Origin of the sequence: Allobosea sp. NPDC003192 (assembly GCF_050275675.1) — a bacterium.
Taxonomy (GTDB): Bacteria; Pseudomonadota; Alphaproteobacteria; order Rhizobiales; family Beijerinckiaceae; genus Allobosea.
Map to the genome: position 1 here is coordinate 132328 of NZ_JBNNPK010000001.1, position 14040 is coordinate 146367.

At 66.9% G+C, this 14040-nt stretch carries 11 protein-coding genes and 1 tRNA gene; 3 read left to right on the forward strand and 9 right to left on the reverse strand.

The genetic code is table 11. The annotated features are described in order from the left end of the window. Nucleotides 1-157: 157 nt before the first annotated feature. From ACQKLX_RS00635 to ACQKLX_RS00655, 5 genes are all read right to left on the reverse strand, one after another. The gene (locus tag ACQKLX_RS00635) at nucleotides 158-3304 is read right to left on the reverse strand and encodes an efflux RND transporter permease subunit (RefSeq protein ID WP_427358549.1); all 3147 of its coding nucleotides are present in this window, start codon (nucleotides 3302-3304) and stop codon (nucleotides 158-160) included. Then, on the reverse strand, nucleotides 3304-4569 hold the full coding sequence (locus ACQKLX_RS00640; protein ID WP_427358551.1) for an efflux RND transporter periplasmic adaptor subunit: 1266 nt from the start codon (nucleotides 4567-4569) through the stop codon (nucleotides 3304-3306). The genes ACQKLX_RS00635 and ACQKLX_RS00640 overlap by 1 nt, the downstream gene beginning before the upstream one ends. A gap of 214 nt (nucleotides 4570-4783) precedes the next feature. Beyond that, the gene (locus ACQKLX_RS00645) at nucleotides 4784-5194 is read right to left on the reverse strand and encodes an MAPEG family protein (RefSeq protein WP_427358553.1); all 411 of its coding nucleotides are present in this window, start codon (nucleotides 5192-5194) and stop codon (nucleotides 4784-4786) included. A gap of 102 nt (nucleotides 5195-5296) precedes the next feature. Further along, nucleotides 5297-6790, reverse strand: coding sequence for an IMP dehydrogenase (gene guaB / locus ACQKLX_RS00650; protein WP_427358555.1), 1494 nt, complete (start codon nucleotides 6788-6790; stop codon nucleotides 5297-5299). 182 nt (nucleotides 6791-6972) lie between these two features. Then, entirely contained in the window at nucleotides 6973-7314 is a 342-nt protein-coding gene (locus ACQKLX_RS00655) for a hypothetical protein (RefSeq protein ID WP_427358557.1), read from the reverse strand. 294 nt (nucleotides 7315-7608) lie between these two features. On the opposite strand from ACQKLX_RS00655, the gene ACQKLX_RS00660 reads away from it, so the two are divergent. From ACQKLX_RS00660 to ACQKLX_RS00670, 3 genes are all read left to right on the forward strand, one after another. Beyond that, complete coding sequence (locus ACQKLX_RS00660; RefSeq protein WP_427358559.1) at nucleotides 7609-9048, forward strand: MFS transporter; 1440 nt, start codon at nucleotides 7609-7611, stop codon at nucleotides 9046-9048. A gap of 46 nt (nucleotides 9049-9094) precedes the next feature. Further along, nucleotides 9095-10897: a single-stranded-DNA-specific exonuclease RecJ gene (recJ, locus tag ACQKLX_RS00665; RefSeq protein ID WP_427358561.1), complete on the forward strand. Its 1803-nt coding sequence runs from the start codon at nucleotides 9095-9097 to the stop codon at nucleotides 10895-10897. Nucleotides 10898-10991: 94 nt separating this feature from the next. Then, nucleotides 10992-11066, forward strand: a tRNA-Glu gene (locus ACQKLX_RS00670). A 99-nt stretch (nucleotides 11067-11165) separates the two neighbouring features. On the opposite strand, the gene ACQKLX_RS00675 is transcribed toward ACQKLX_RS00670, so the two are convergent. The 4 genes from ACQKLX_RS00675 to ACQKLX_RS00690 form a co-directional block, all read right to left on the reverse strand. Further along, a complete protein-coding gene (locus ACQKLX_RS00675) occupies nucleotides 11166-12203 on the reverse strand; it encodes an amino acid ABC transporter substrate-binding protein (protein WP_427358563.1) in 1038 nt (345 codons plus the stop codon). 44 nt (nucleotides 12204-12247) lie between these two features. Continuing rightward, nucleotides 12248-12874 carry a L,D-transpeptidase gene (locus ACQKLX_RS00680; protein ID WP_427358565.1) on the reverse strand — a complete coding sequence of 209 codons (627 nt, stop codon included), beginning with the start codon at nucleotides 12872-12874 and terminating at the stop codon, nucleotides 12248-12250. Nucleotides 12875-12889: 15 nt separating this feature from the next. Beyond that, nucleotides 12890-13390, reverse strand: a complete 501-nt coding sequence (locus ACQKLX_RS00685) for a hypothetical protein (RefSeq protein WP_427358567.1) — start codon at nucleotides 13388-13390, stop codon at nucleotides 12890-12892. 169 nt (nucleotides 13391-13559) lie between these two features. Next, nucleotides 13560-14033, reverse strand: coding sequence for a nucleoside deaminase (locus ACQKLX_RS00690; protein ID WP_427358569.1), 474 nt, complete (start codon nucleotides 14031-14033; stop codon nucleotides 13560-13562). Between the last annotated feature and the right edge of the window lie 7 nt (nucleotides 14034-14040).

Consider the following 14040-nt stretch of genomic DNA (forward strand, 5'->3'; position numbering starts at 1 on the left):
ATCGTTAACACCGAAAAGGCGCGTGTCGTCCCGGGCGACCGAAGGGGGACCCGGGACCCATTCCGGAACCTCTTTCGGAGAGGCTCAGAAATGGATCTCGGATCGGCGCGGCTTCGCCGCTTGTCCAGGATGACCAAGAATGAAGCTAAAGGCCCTATCAATCCGCCTGGCGATGGACCGCCTGCGGGATCGCCACCGGGATCGCGCCCGGCACCGACGCCGCTTCCTCCCGTTCGCCGCGACCGCGGCCGGAGATGAAGCTGTCGACCTTGTCGAGATAGAAATAGACGACCGGCGTGATGTAGAGCGTCAGCAATTGCGAGACGACGAGGCCGCCGACCACGGCGATGCCGAGCGGCTGGCGCAGTTCCGCGCCGGCGCCGGCCCCGAGCGCGATCGGCAGCACGCCGAAGATCGCGGCGAAGCTCGTCATCATGATCGGCCGGAAGCGCACCAGCGCCGCATCGCGGATCGCGGTCAGCGCGTCATCGCCCATCTTGCGACGCTCGATCGCGAAGTCGACCATCATGATCGCGTTCTTCTTGACGATGCCGACCAGCATCAGGATGCCGATGATCGCGATCACCGATAGGTCCATGTGGAAATACTGCAAGGCGAGCAGGGCGCCCAGGCCCGCCGAAGGCAGGCCGGACAGGATCGTGATCGGGTGGATGAAGCTCTCGTAGAGGATGCCGAGGATGATGTAGATCACCAGGATCGCCGCGAAGATCAGCAACCCCTGGCCTTTCAGTGCGTCCTGGAAGAGCTGGGCCGAGCCGGCGAAGCTGGTGACGATCGAGGCGGGCAGGTTGATGTCGCGTTCGGCGCTCCGGATTGCGTTGACGGCATCGCCAAGCGAGACGCCGGGCGCGGTGTTGAACGAGATCGTCACCGCCGGCTGCTGCGAGATCCGGTTGACGGCGAGCGGCCCGACGCTCGGCTTGATCGTCGCCACCGTCTCGAGCGGCACGTTCTGACCGTTGGCGGCCTTGAGCATCAGCCGCGACAGCACCGCCGGATCCTGCTGGTAGGCGCGCTCGGCCTCCATGATCACCTGGTAGTCGGTGGCTGGCGTGAAGATCGTCGCGATCTGGCGCGAGCCGAAGGCGTTACCGAGCGCCTGGCGGATCTGGTCGCTGGAGATGCCGAGGCTGGCGGCGCGCTCGCGGTCGATGTCGATCGAGAGCTGCGGATTGCGCAGCTGCAGGTCGATATTGGCGTCGCGCAATTGCGGCAGCTGCGACAGGCGCTGCTGCATTAGCGGCGCATAGTTGAAGAGGGCGCCGAGATCGGGCCCCTGCAGCGAATAGAGATACTGCGCCCGCGAGGAGCGGCCGGCGTTGAGGTTGATGTTCTGGACCTGCTGGAACACCGCGGTGATGCCCGGCACCTCGGAGACGGCCCGGCGCAGCCGCGCGATCACGACCTCGGCCTTGTCGCGCTGCTCCTTCGGCTTCAGAGCGATGAACATGAAGCCGTTATTGGTGGCGTTGAAGCCGCCGATATTCGAGGTCAGGTAGTCGATAGCAGGATCGGCCTTGACGATCTCGGCGACCCGGCTCTGGCGCGCCGCCATCGCCTCGAAGGAGGTGTCGGGCGGGCCTTCCGTGGCGCCGCGCAGCAGGCCGGTATCCTCGGTCGGGAAGAAGCCCTTGGGCACGTCGATATAGAGTTGGACCGAGACATAGACCGTGCCGAGCGTCACCAGCAGCATCAGGAAGCGCGCCTTCAGGACGAGGTCGAGCGTCCAGCGATAAGCGCCGAGCATGCCCTGGAAGCCGGCTTCGAACACGCGTTCGACGAGGTTCGGCCGCTTGTGATGGTCGTGCGCCTTGAGGAAGCGGGCGCAGAGCATCGGCGTCAGCGTCAGCGAAACGAAGCCGGAGACGATGATCGCCGCTGCGATCGTACCGGCGAACTCGGCGAAGACCTTGCCGACGACGCCGCCCATGAAGAAGACCGGGATGAAGACGGCGACCAAGGAGATGGTGATCGAGAGGATGGTGAAGCCGATCTCGCGCGAACCGTCGAGCGCCGCCTGGAACGGCTTCTTGCCCATCTCGATATGCCGGATGATGTTCTCCAGCATGACGATGGCGTCGTCGACGACGAAGCCGACCGCGAGCGTCAGCGCCAGCAGCGAGATGTTGTCGAGCGAATAGCCCAGCGCATACATGATCGCGAAAGTGCCGACCAAGGAGATCGGCAGCGCCAGCGTCGGGATCACCGTCGCGGCGAAACTCTTCAGGAACAGGAAGATCACCATGATCACGAGGGCGATCGCGATCATCAGCGAGACCTCGACATCCTCGACCGCCTCGCGGATCGGGATCGAACGGTCGTTGAGGACGACGAGATCGATCGCTGCCGGCAATTGCGCGCGATAGGCGTCGAGCTTGCCCTTGATGGCATCGACGACCTGGACGGTGTTGGCGTCCGACTGGCGATAGACCGCCAGCATGATCGAGCGCTGGCCGTTGTACCAGCTGCCGGTCTGATCGTTCTCGACGGAATCGTAGATCTGCGCGACGTCGTTGAGCCGGATCGGGATGCCGTTCTTCTGCGAGATGATCAGGTTGCCGTATTCGCCCGCACGCTCCATCTGGCCGGTGGCGCCGAGCGTCAGGCGCTGGTTGGCGCCGTTCAGTGTGCCGACCGGGGAGTTGGAGTTGGCGGCGGCGATGGCAGTGCGGACTTCAGCGAGGGAGAGGCCGCGGGCCGAGACCGCGTCCGGGTTCACCCGCACACGCACCGCATATTTCTGCGCGCCGAAGATGTTGACCTGGGCGACGCCGGGCAATTGCGAGATCTGCTGCTGCAGGATGTTCTCGCCGAACTCGTGGACCTCGTAGAGCGGCTTGGTCGCCGAGGTCAGCACCATGAACAGCACCGGCTGGTCAGCCGGATTGACCTTCCTGAAGCTCGGCGGGGCAGGGAGCTCCGGCGGCAGGCGCCGCACGGTGGCACTCAGCGCCGCCTGCACGTCGAGCGCGGCGCCGTCGATGTTGCGGTTGAGGTCGAACTGCAGGGTGATCGAGGTCGAGCCCTGCTGCGAGACCGACGACATCGAGGTGATGCCGGAGATCGAGGCGAATTCGCGCTCCAGCGGCGCCGCGACCGAGGACGCCATGGTCTCGGGGCTCGCACCCGGCAGGCGGGCGCTGACATTGATCGTCGGAAAATCGACCCGGGGCAGCGCCGCTACCGGCAGCTGCTTGAAGGCGAACAGCCCGAAGATCAGGAACGTCGCCATCAGGAGGGTCGTCATGACCGGGCGACGGATGCAGAGCTCGGGCAGGTTCATCAGCCGGCGCTCCCCCGCTGGGAGGTGAGATTGGGCGCCGGTGGGCTCTGGCCGCCACGGCCGCGCTCGATCGTGCGCGCGCCCTCGGTCAGCAGCAATTGCCCGTCGATCACCACCGTCTCGTCGCCGTTGAGGCCCGAGGCGATGACAGCGCGGTCGTCGACATTGCGCGCAACCACGATCGGCCGGGCGCGGGCGAGATTGTTGTCGATCACGAAAACATAGGAGCCGTTCTGGCCGGTCTGCACCGCCTCGCGCGGCACAGTGACGGCGTCGGCCTCGGTCCGCAGCGTCAGTCGGACCTGGCCGAGCGCACCCGGCCAGAGCGTCTCCTCGGCGTTGTCGAAACTGGCGCGAAGCTGGATCGTGCCGGTCGTCGCATCGACGGCGTTGTCGATCACCGCGATCGTGCCCTCGATGCTCTTGCCGACGCCCTGCTGGGTCGCCTGGACGACCGCGGTCTTGGCGTTCATCGCCTCGCGGATCTCGGGGAGATAGCGCTGCGCCACGGCGAAGCTGACATAGATGGGATCGATCTGGTTGATCGTCGCCAGCATCGCCGAGCTGTCGCCGCTCTTGGCGATGTTGCCCTCCTTCAGCGCGGCGACGCCGACGCGGCCCGAAACCGGAGCGGTGATCGTGTAGTAGCTGAGCTGGACCCGCAGGCTGTCGACAGCAGCTTCGCCGCCACGGATCGCGGCGCGCAGCGTGCTCACCGCCGTGCGGGCGGTGTCGAGGCGCGCGTCGGTGGCGATCTCGCGCCGGGAGAGCTCCTCGGCTCGGCGCAGATCGGACTCGGCCGCGATCAGCGAAGCCTTGTCGCGCGCGACATTGGCTTCGGCCTGACGCAATTGCGCCTCGAGCTGGCGCGAATCCAGCCGGAACAGCACGTCGCCCTTGTTGACCATGGCGCCGTCGCGGAACTCGACCGCCATGATCTGGCTGTCGACGCGCGAGCGGATGTTGACGGTGGAGATCGCCTGCACCGTGCCGATAGCGTCGATCCGGACCGGCATCGCCCGGCGCTCGACCTTGGCGGTGACGATGGTCACCGGCGGCCGGTTGGCCTGGCCGGAGCGGTTACCGCCGGCTGCCGGCGCGGCAGCGGTCGCTGCCGGCTTGGCCGGCCCCGGGATGACCTTGCCGTAAGGGACCTGATCGAGCGGCCAGGGAACCGGACGCCCGGTGTAATGAAGAAACGCGCCCGCGGCGAGAACGCCCGCGGCCGAGAACAGAGCCACACGCCCGAAAGTCAGCACTGCCATAGAAAGCCTTGCGCCACGGGGAGCGCCACGTCGACCCTGTCGAACGGTTGCTCCCCAAACCGTCCTCACCGCAAGAATTTAGCATGAAGACGGCCGGGTTTCGACGCAAGTGTCCAATACGGTTTATTGAGCGCTGTCGCGACGATGTGACAGGACGACAATTCAGCGGAACGAAATCGCCGTCACACGTCTTGCGTGCGTAAGCAACGCCCGCTCAGACGATGGCAATCACGATGCCGATCCACATGAAGAACAGGCATGCGATGCCGGCTGCAAAGACGAGCGCCCGATGCTTGAGGCTGTTGGAGCCGGTGTGGATCAATGTATGGGCAACACGCGTCGCGACAAAAGCCCAGGCCAGCGCCGCCATGACATAGCCGGTAGCGCCGACATGGATCGCGATCAGGGTCAGCGCGAAGAACAGGACCGGCGTCTCGAACTGATTACTGAAATTGGCCGCCGCGAGACGGGCCGAATCCGGATAGCGCTCAGTCGAGACTGCGATGTCGGCAAGCCTGACTTCGCGGTTGGCGAACGCCTGCTTGCGGCGCCGGAACATGATGACGAGGACGACGAAGCTCCAGAGAATCTGGGCCAGCGCCGGATAGATCAGCTTGAGCGTCATGTCGGCCTCTTCGCGGAGCGGCGGACCGACAACTGGGCCGCCGCTCCGGAAGTATCCGATGCCCGATCGAAAAAGGACAGATCGCGATGAGGCGATCCGCGATCAGGAACGGGTCGGGTAGTTCGGGCTCTCGCGCACGATGGTCACGTCGTGGACGTGGCTCTCGCGCAGGCCGGCGCTGGTGATGCGGATGAAGCGCGCCTTGTTGCGGTAGTCCTCGAGGTTGCGGCCGCCGACATAGCCCATCGCGGCACGCAAGCCGCCGGCGAGCTGGTGCAGCACGCTGGAGACCGGCCCCTTATAGGCGACCTGGCCCTCGATGCCCTCAGGCACGAGCTTCAGCGCATCCTTGATGTCCTGCTGGAAATAGCGGTCGGCCGAGCCGCGCGCCATCGCGCCGACCGAGCCCATGCCGCGATAGGCCTTGTAGGACCGCCCCTGGTACAGGAACGTCTCGCCCGGCGTCTCGTCCGTGCCGGCGAGCAGCGAGCCGACCATGGCGCAGGCGGCGCCGGCGGCGAGCGCCTTGGCGAGGTCACCCGAATACTTGATGCCGCCATCGGCGATGACCGGAATGCCGGCCTTCTGCGCCGCCGAGGCGGCATCCATCACCGCGGTGAGCTGCGGCACGCCGACGCCGGCGACGATGCGGGTGGTGCAGATCGAGCCCGGGCCGATGCCGACCTTGATCGCGTCGGCGCCGGCGTCGATCAGCGCCTGCGCGCCGCCGGCGGTCGCGACATTGCCGGCGATGACCTGGACGGCGTTGGAGAGCTTCTTCACCCGCGTCACCGCCTCGAGCACCTTGGCGGAATGGCCATGGGCGGTGTCGACCACGATGATGTCGACGCCAGCGTCGATCAGCATCTCGGAGCGCTCGAAGCCCAGATCGCCCGTCGTGGTCGCAGCCGCGACCAGGAGCCGGCCCTGACCGTCCTTGGCGGCGTTGGGGTGGGTGACCTGCTTTTCCATATCCTTGACGGTGATCAGGCCGATGCAGCGGAAATGATCGTCGACGACGAGGAGTTTCTCGATGCGGAACTGGTGCAGCAGGCGGCGGGCTTCGTCAGGGCTGACGCCCTCGCGCACCGTGATCAGCCGGTCCTTGGTCATCAGCTCGGCGACGGGCTGATCGGGATTGGCGGCGAAGCGCACGTCGCGATTGGTCAGAATGCCGACGAGCCGGCCATTATGGCCCTGCGGACCGCGCTCGACCACCGGGATGCCGGAAATGCCGTTGTTCTTCATCAGCGCCAGCGCGTCGGCCAGCGTCTCGTCGGGATGGATGGTGATCGGGTTGGCGATCATCCCGGATTCGAACTTCTTGACCAGGCGGACCTGAGCCGCCTGCTGATCGGGATCGAGATTGCGGTGCACAACGCCGAGGCCGCCGGCCTGCGCCATCGCGATCGCCATCCTTGCCTCGGTCACCGTATCCATCGCCGAGGCGATGATCGGCAGGTTGAGCGAGATCGTCTTGGTGAGCTTGGTCGAAATATCGACATCGCTGGGCATCACCTCGGACGGGCCCGGCTCGAGCAGCACGTCGTCGAAGGTGAAACCGTCGCGAATGAGGCCGTCAGTGATCGTCGCCATCGTCAACTCCGAGGGCCGGCCGGACCGGCGCTGAAAGAGGGCCGGGCAGATGCGCCCTGAGCCGAGTTGACGAGGCCCGTTATCATGCGTGTGACGCGCCCGCTAGGGGCAGTGCGATAAAATCTGTCGAAGCGGTCGCGGCACAAGGCCGCGACCGCCTCGTTCAGCAAAACTATGGACGTCTACTGCTTCCGGACGGGGCGCGCCTGGCTGGCCTGCGCCGCAGGGGGAGCAGCGTTCGGCATCACGAAGAAACAGCCATTGCCCATCATCATGCTGCCCTGGGCATTGGCCATCTGCTGGCAATCCTTTTGGCGGCCACAGTTGGTGGTCCGCAGAATATCACCCGAGCCCGGTGTGACGACGCGCATCGCACAGCCTTCCTCCCAGCTCATCGACTGGGCGAGGGCGGGCGCCTGACCGGCACTGAAGAAGGCAGCTCCGGCGAGCAATGCGGCGGCAGCACCATGGCGCAACGCGGTCAGGGTGAGCGAGCGGACTGTGTGGTGGGTGGAGTTGATCATAGGACACCTCTTGCCCGCGGACCGGCCGCGTCGGCTTGTGCGAAATCATCGCCCCTTCCGCCATCAGATAGGCACGATCTTGCCGGAATGACCTGCAATCGGTGCATGGCAGAGCCGCAGTCACGTCCTTGTGATGAGCTGCGCGCAACTCGGAAGCCGGCTATTCCCCTGCCACGTCGCCGTTTTTGCCATGCAGCGAACGCAACCCTCGTCGCCGAGGTCCAATCTGCTCTCGCCAGTCTGAAATGCGCGCATTAAAGCGCTGCGGGCGGCCAAATCCGAAAGTCCAATTCCTTGCAGCGCGCCAAGCTCCTGCCCCTGATAGTCGCTTGCGCGTTGTTCATGGAGAACACCGACTCGACGGTGATTGCGACCTCGCTGCCGGTGATCGCCCAGTCGCTCGGCGAGGATCCGATCGCGCTCAAGCTGGCGCTGACCTCCTATCTCGTCAGCCTTGCCGTGTTCATCCCGATCTCCGGCTGGATGGCCGACAGGTTCGGGGCCCGCACCATCTTCAGGACGGCGCTCGGCATCTTCATGCTCGGCTCGGTGCTCTGCGCCTTCTCGAACTCGCTCGGGGCCTTCGTCGGGGCACGCTTCATCCAGGGCATGGGCGGGGCGATGATGGTGCCGGTCGGGCGCCTCGTCATCCTGCGCAGCGTCGAGAAATCGGAGCTGGTCAGCGCGCTGGCCTATCTGACGGTGCCGGCGCTAGTCGGCCCGGTCGTCGGGCCTGTGGTTGGCGGCTTCATCACCACCTATTTCGATTGGCGCTGGATCTTCTTCATCAACCTGCCGATCGGCCTGCTCGGCATCGCGCTCGCGACGATGTTCTTCGAGGATATCCGCGAGGAGGACGTCGCTCCGCTCGACATCAGGGGCTTCCTGCTCTCCTCGACCGGCTTCGCCGCGCTGATGCTCGGCCTCGCCACCGGTGGGCGCCATCTCGTGCCTGTCGCTGTGTCCTATGGCTGCGTCGCCTTCGGGATCGCGGCATTGGTCCTCTACTGGTTCCATGCCCGCCGGCTGGCCTATCCGGTGCTCAATCTCTCGCTGCTACGCATCCCGACCTATCGAATCGGCGTTCTCGGCGGCTCGATCTTTCGCGTCGGCATCGGCGCGATCCCCTTCCTGCTGCCTTTGATGCTGCAACTCGGTTTCGGATTGGATGCGCTGCAATCGGGCCTGATCACCTTCGCATCGGCCGCAGGCGCGCTCGTGATGAAGACGCTGGCGAAGACGATCCTCGCCCGCTTCGGCTTCCGCGGCGTGCTGACGTTCAACGCGCTGATCGGCTCGGCTTTCCTGGCAGCTTCAGGCCTGTTCACACCGACGACGCCGCACTGGATCATGCTCGGCGTGCTTTTCATCGGCGGCTGCTTCCGCTCGCTGCAGTTCACCGGCATCAACGCGTTGAGCTATGCCGACGTCTCCAATCGTGACATGTCAAGCGCGACCAGCTTTTCCAGCGTCGCCCAGCAGCTATCCCTCAGCCTCGGTATCACCGTCGGCGCCTTCGCGCTCGAGGCCGCCAATCTCTACAATGGCGGCAAGATGTTGGGCGCCGGGGATTTCTGGCCGGCCTTCGTCCTGGTCGGCCTGATCTCGGCCTCGTCGGCGCTGTGGATGATCAGGCTGAAGCCCGATGCCGGCGCGGAAGTCTCCGGCCATGCGCCGATGAGCGCCCGCAAGGTCACGGCGCAGGCGATCGAGGACCAGAAGCCACTCGAGTGATGCCCTGCAGATTGACGAAGCCGCGCGACTGCGCCAGCGGTAGCGCATGAATTCCGGCCAGAATCGCCTGTTCCTCGGCGTCGGGCACTCCGCCCTCGGACGCCCCTGGCGCGACCGGCTCGACGTCGCCGGCCTGGCGCAAGCCGAGGCGCTGGCGCAGGTCGAGGGCGTGCCCGACACGCTGGCGCGCATCCTGGCTGGCCGCGGTGTCATCTCCAGCGAGGCCCTGCGCCATCTCGAGCCGAAGCTGCGCGATCTGCTGCCGGACCCGTCCGTGCTGCGTGACATGGACCGCGCGGCGCAGCGGCTCGCGCAGGCGGCGATATCCGGCGAGAAGGTCGCGATCTTCGGCGACTACGACGTCGACGGCGCCTGCTCGGCGGCGCTGCTCGCCGGCTTCCTCGCCGAGGCGGGCGCGCGGCCGCGCATCCATATTCCCGATCGCCTGATCGAGGGCTACGGCCCGAATGCCGAGGCGATCGCCATGCTGGCGGGCGAGGGCGCGACGCTGCTCGTCACCGTCGACTGCGGCACGACCAGCCATGAGCCGCTGCAGCAGGCCGCAAGGCTTGGCCTCGACACGGTAGTGCTCGACCACCACCAGGCGCCGGAGCTGCTTCCGGAGGTCCAGGCGCTGGTCAATCCGAATCGGCAGGACGACCTCGCCGGCCTCGGCCATCTCTGCGCCGCCGGCGTCGTCTTCCTGACGCTGGTGGCGACGAATCGCGAACTGCGCCGGCGCGGCGCCTGGCAAGCGAGGGGCGGGGAGCCCGACCTGCTCGCGGCGCTCGATCTCGTCGGACTCGCGACCATCGCCGACGTCGTGCCGCTGATCGGCCTCAACCGCGCCTTCGTGCGCCAGGGCATCGCGATCATGCGCCAGCGTCACCGGCCCGGTCTCGCAGCGCTGCTCGACATCGCCGGGCTCGACGGCCCTGTGCAGCCCTGGCATCTCGGCTTCCTGCTCGGGCCGCGCATCAATGCCGGCGGACGAATCGGCGATGCGGCGCTCGGCGCCCGGCTGCTGCTGACCTCAGACGAGGTCGAGGCACGCAGCATCGCGGCCGAGCTCAACCGGCTCAATCAGGAGCGGCAGGAGATCGAGCGCGCCGCGGTCGAGGAGGCGGTGGCCGAGGTCGAGCATCGTTTCGAGGATGCCGCCTCGTATCCCGTGCTGGTCGTCGGCTCGGCGGATTGGCACCCAGGCATCGTTGGATTGATCGCCGGCCGCTTGAAGGAGCGCTTCCGCCGCCCGACCTTCGCCCTGGCGCGCAATAGCGATGGCGGCGCGACCGGCTCGGGCCGCTCGATCGCTGGCGTCGATCTCGGCTCGGCGGTGCGGCTGGCGGTCGAAGCTGGCCTTGCAGTCAAGGGCGGCGGACATGCCATGGCGGCGGGCGTGACATTGGCACCAGGGCAGGAGGGCGCCTTTGCGAGCTTTGTCAGCGAGCGGCTGGCCAGCGGCGTCGCCAGCTCACGCGAGGCCGAGGCACTGCTGATCGATGCCGCGATCAGCGCCGGCGGCGCCAATCCGCGCCTGCTCGCCGAGATCGACCAGGCCGGCCCGTTCGGCGCCGGCTGTCCCGAGCCGGTCTTCGTGCTGCCGGCGCACCGGCTCACCGAGGTGATCGAGGTCGGCGCCGGCGGGCATCTGCGCATCAAGCTGCGCTCTGGCGACGGCGCCACGATCGGGGGAATCGCCTTCCGCGCCGCGCGCGAGCCGCTCGGCCAGGCCCTGCTGGCGGCACGCGGCGAAAGCGTCCATCTCGCCGGCACATTGACCCTGAATCGCTGGGGTGGCAGCGAGCGAGCCGAGCTGCGCGTCGTCGATCTGGCGCGGCCGCTGTGAGCGAATGCGAAAAACCCCGACAGCGGGCTTGCCCAAGCTTCGCCGGGACACTATAGCTCGCCCCGCCTCGCAAGAGCGCGTCGCGCTCAGGCCTGCGGTCTTCGTCTATCGGTTAGGACACCAGCCTTTCACGCTGGGAAGACGGGTTCGATTCCCGTAGACCGCGCCACTTTTTCCCGCGCACAGCTCCGCTCCATCCTACACTGAAGCAGGCGCACCGGTCGTTTTGACCGGTGCGGGAATGCTCGATCCGTTGCGGCGCCGCAGCTCAGCGCAGTGGCGGGGCGTAGAGGACGCCGCCCATGCTCCAGAGCTGGTTGAGGCCGCGCGGGATGGCGAGACTTGTGCCAGTGCCGAGATTGCGCTCGTAGAGCTCGGCATAGTTCCCGCCCGCCTTGACGGCGCGGATCGCCCAGTCGGGGTCGAGGCCGAGCGCCTTGCCGAAGCCCCCTTCGGCCCCCGTGAAGCGGCGCGCATCCGGCTTCTGCGATTTCAGGGCTTCGTCGACATTCGTGCTGGCGATGCCGAGCTCCTCGGCGTTGACCAGCGCGAAGTTGATCCATTTCACCACGTTGAACCAGGCGAAATCGTCGCCGCGCACCACCGGGCCGAGGGGCTCCTTCGAGATCACGTCGGGCAGCACCACCGCCTCGGCGGGCTTGGCCAGCTTGAGACGCTCGCCGTGAAGGGCCGACTGGTCGCGGGTCAGTACGTCGCATTGCCCGGACTGGAAGCCAGCGAGGGCCTCGGCCGCGCTGGGGAAGGCCTTTTCCTCATAGGCCATCGAGTTCGCCTTGAAGAAGTCGGCCAGGTTGGCTTGCGTCGTGGTGCCGGCCTCGACGCAGATCTTCGCCTTGTCGAGAGCGAGTGCCCCGTCGACGTTGAGCGCGCGCTTGGCCAGGAAGCCCTGGCCGTCATGATAGGTGATGCCTGCGAAGGCGAGGCCGAGCTGGGCCTCGCGTTCGAGTGTCCAGGTCGAATTGCGCGCCAAAAGGTCGACCTTGCCGCCCTTCAGCGCTTCGAAGCGCTCGCTGGCCGAGAGCGGCGTGAAGGCGACCTTGCCCTTGTCGCCGAGCACCGCGGCCGCCACGGCCCGGCAGAAATCGACGTCGAATCCGCGCCAGCTGCCCTGGGCATCCTTCTCGGAAAATCCCGTCACGCCCTCGCTGACGCCGCATTGCAGCGTGCCGCGCTGCTTGACCGTATCGAGCGTTCCGGCCGCCACCGGCAACGTGAGCAGGCTCGCCAGCGCCGAGGCGGAGACGAGACGAAAATTGCGCGAACGAACCGACGGGGCCTTCGACATGGCGCTCTGCTCCTTACGACGATCGGCGAAGACGGCGAGGCCGGTCACAGCGTCGCCTTGTGGCGGATGATGACCTTGGTCCCGGCCGGCACACGGTCGTAGAGATCGACGATGTCGCCATTGGCGAGCCGGAAGCAGCCCGAGGAGATTGCCTGCCCGATCGTCTCCGGCTGGTTGGTGCCGTGGATGCGGAAGACGGTCGAGCCCAGATAGAGCGCGCGCGCGCCCATCGGGTTGCCGGGACCGCCGGCCATGAAGCGCGGCAGGTAGGGCTGGCGCTGCAGCATCTCCGGCGGCGGGCGCCAGTCCGGCCACTCGGCCTTGCGGCTGACCTGGACCTGGCCCGACCAGGTGAAGCCTTCGCGGCCGACGCCGATGCCGTAGCGCAGCGCTCGGCCATTGCCCTGGACCACGTAGAGGAATCGCTCGGCCGAATGGATCACCACCGTGCCGGGCGCCTCGTTGGAGCGGAACAGCACCATCTGGCGGGCATAGGGGCCCTCGGTGATGCTGACCTCCTCGGTCGAGACGCGGCCCGGCTCGTCGCCGATGTCCATCGTCTCCTGCAGGCCCGCAGGCGGACGCGGCTGGGCGGCGCCGGGCAAGGTGAGCAGGGGGGCCGTGAGACCGCAGGCGAGAAGGCTGCGCAGGATGAAGCGAGTGGTGCTCATGGGCGTCGCCTCCGGTCAGCCGCAGCGGGAATAGATGAAGGTGCCGTAGCGCCGCTGCGCATCCGGATCGACGAAGCGCATCACCAGCATCGACCTGCTGTGCGAGAGGATCTCGCGGTCCTGCGGATCGCCGGCCGGCGCCTCGAAGCCGACATAGGTCTTGCCGCCTCCCGCCTTCAGCCTGAGCTCATAGGGCTTGGGATCGTCGGCGACATGCATCATCACCCCGTCCCCGGGGCCCTGCGTGATCGTGTAGGGCTGCTTGCATCCCGCCCGCGCTTCAGCCTCGGTGCGCTTGCGGTCCTTGTCGGTGTGGAACGAGGCGATGCCCCAGCGCCCGACCAGGACGTCGCGCGTGATCCCGGCCGGAGCCGGAGCGCTCGCGGCACTGCTCGATGAGGACGACAGGCCCTCGCCGCCACCGCCGCAACCGGCGAGCAGCAGTGGCAACCCAACGGCTACGGCGACGATCCGGAGGGGATTCTCCCTCGCGAACCCGAACCATTGCTGTCTCATCATCCCTCCTCGCCAAGTCGCCAGCTTGTTCGCGGCATCCCAGGGTATCGGGCGATGAGCGCCCCCCGGGCTCAGCCTTAAGACAGCCGGAAGCGCGCTCTCAATCAACCCCTTTCCTCGATCAGGGGATCACGACTCGTTCCGACGGTGCCGCCAGGAGCAGTCGAGTTCAGCCTCGGCTGGCCTGCCTCCGCCGCCACTCCTTATAGAGATCCGGCCCCGATTCCGGGCGAACCGGCTCGTGGCGGATCGCCATCGACTGTTCGGCGAAGGGTTTTGCCAGATCGGCATAGATCGTTGCGGTCGACAGGCCATAGGGAGCGCCATCGTCGTTCGAATAGGCGTAGTAGACCTCGCCCACCCCGGCGAGCCGCATCGCGGCCATGCACATCGGGCAGGGATGCCCGCTGGCATAGACCGCGCAACCGGCGAGATTGGGCGAGCCCAGCACCTGGCTGGCCGCCCGGATGGCGACCAGCTCGGCATGCGCCGTCGGGTCGTTGGTGCTCAGGATCTCGTTGACGCCGCGGGCGATGACTTCACCATCCCTGACGATGACGGCGCCGAAGGGGCGCCCGCCATTCTCCAGATTGGCGTGCGCGAGCGCGATGGCCTCGCAGAGGAAGCGGCGGGTGTCGCTCATGATCGTC

Excerpts from the sequence above, each read along its gene's own strand:
- guaB (WP_427358555.1), bottom strand. The coding sequence starts at position 6,790 with ATGGCGACGATCACTGACGGCCTCATTCGCGACGGTTTCACCTTCGAC.
- ACQKLX_RS00685 (WP_427358567.1), bottom strand. The coding sequence starts at position 13,390 with ATGAGACAGCAATGGTTCGGGTTCGCGAGGGAGAATCCCCTCCGGATC.
- ACQKLX_RS00675 (WP_427358563.1), bottom strand. The coding sequence starts at position 12,203 with ATGTCGAAGGCCCCGTCGGTTCGTTCGCGCAATTTTCGTCTCGTCTCC.
- ACQKLX_RS00635 (WP_427358549.1), bottom strand. The coding sequence starts at position 3,304 with ATGAACCTGCCCGAGCTCTGCATCCGTCGCCCGGTCATGACGACCCTC.
- ACQKLX_RS00690 (WP_427358569.1), bottom strand. The coding sequence starts at position 14,033 with ATGAGCGACACCCGCCGCTTCCTCTGCGAGGCCATCGCGCTCGCGCAC.
- ACQKLX_RS00640 (WP_427358551.1), bottom strand. The coding sequence starts at position 4,569 with ATGGCAGTGCTGACTTTCGGGCGTGTGGCTCTGTTCTCGGCCGCGGGC.
- recJ (WP_427358561.1), top strand. The coding sequence starts at position 9,095 with ATGAATTCCGGCCAGAATCGCCTGTTCCTCGGCGTCGGGCACTCCGCC.
- ACQKLX_RS00645 (WP_427358553.1), bottom strand. The coding sequence starts at position 5,194 with ATGACGCTCAAGCTGATCTATCCGGCGCTGGCCCAGATTCTCTGGAGC.
- ACQKLX_RS00680 (WP_427358565.1), bottom strand. The coding sequence starts at position 12,874 with ATGAGCACCACTCGCTTCATCCTGCGCAGCCTTCTCGCCTGCGGTCTC.
- ACQKLX_RS00655 (WP_427358557.1), bottom strand. The coding sequence starts at position 7,314 with ATGATCAACTCCACCCACCACACAGTCCGCTCGCTCACCCTGACCGCG.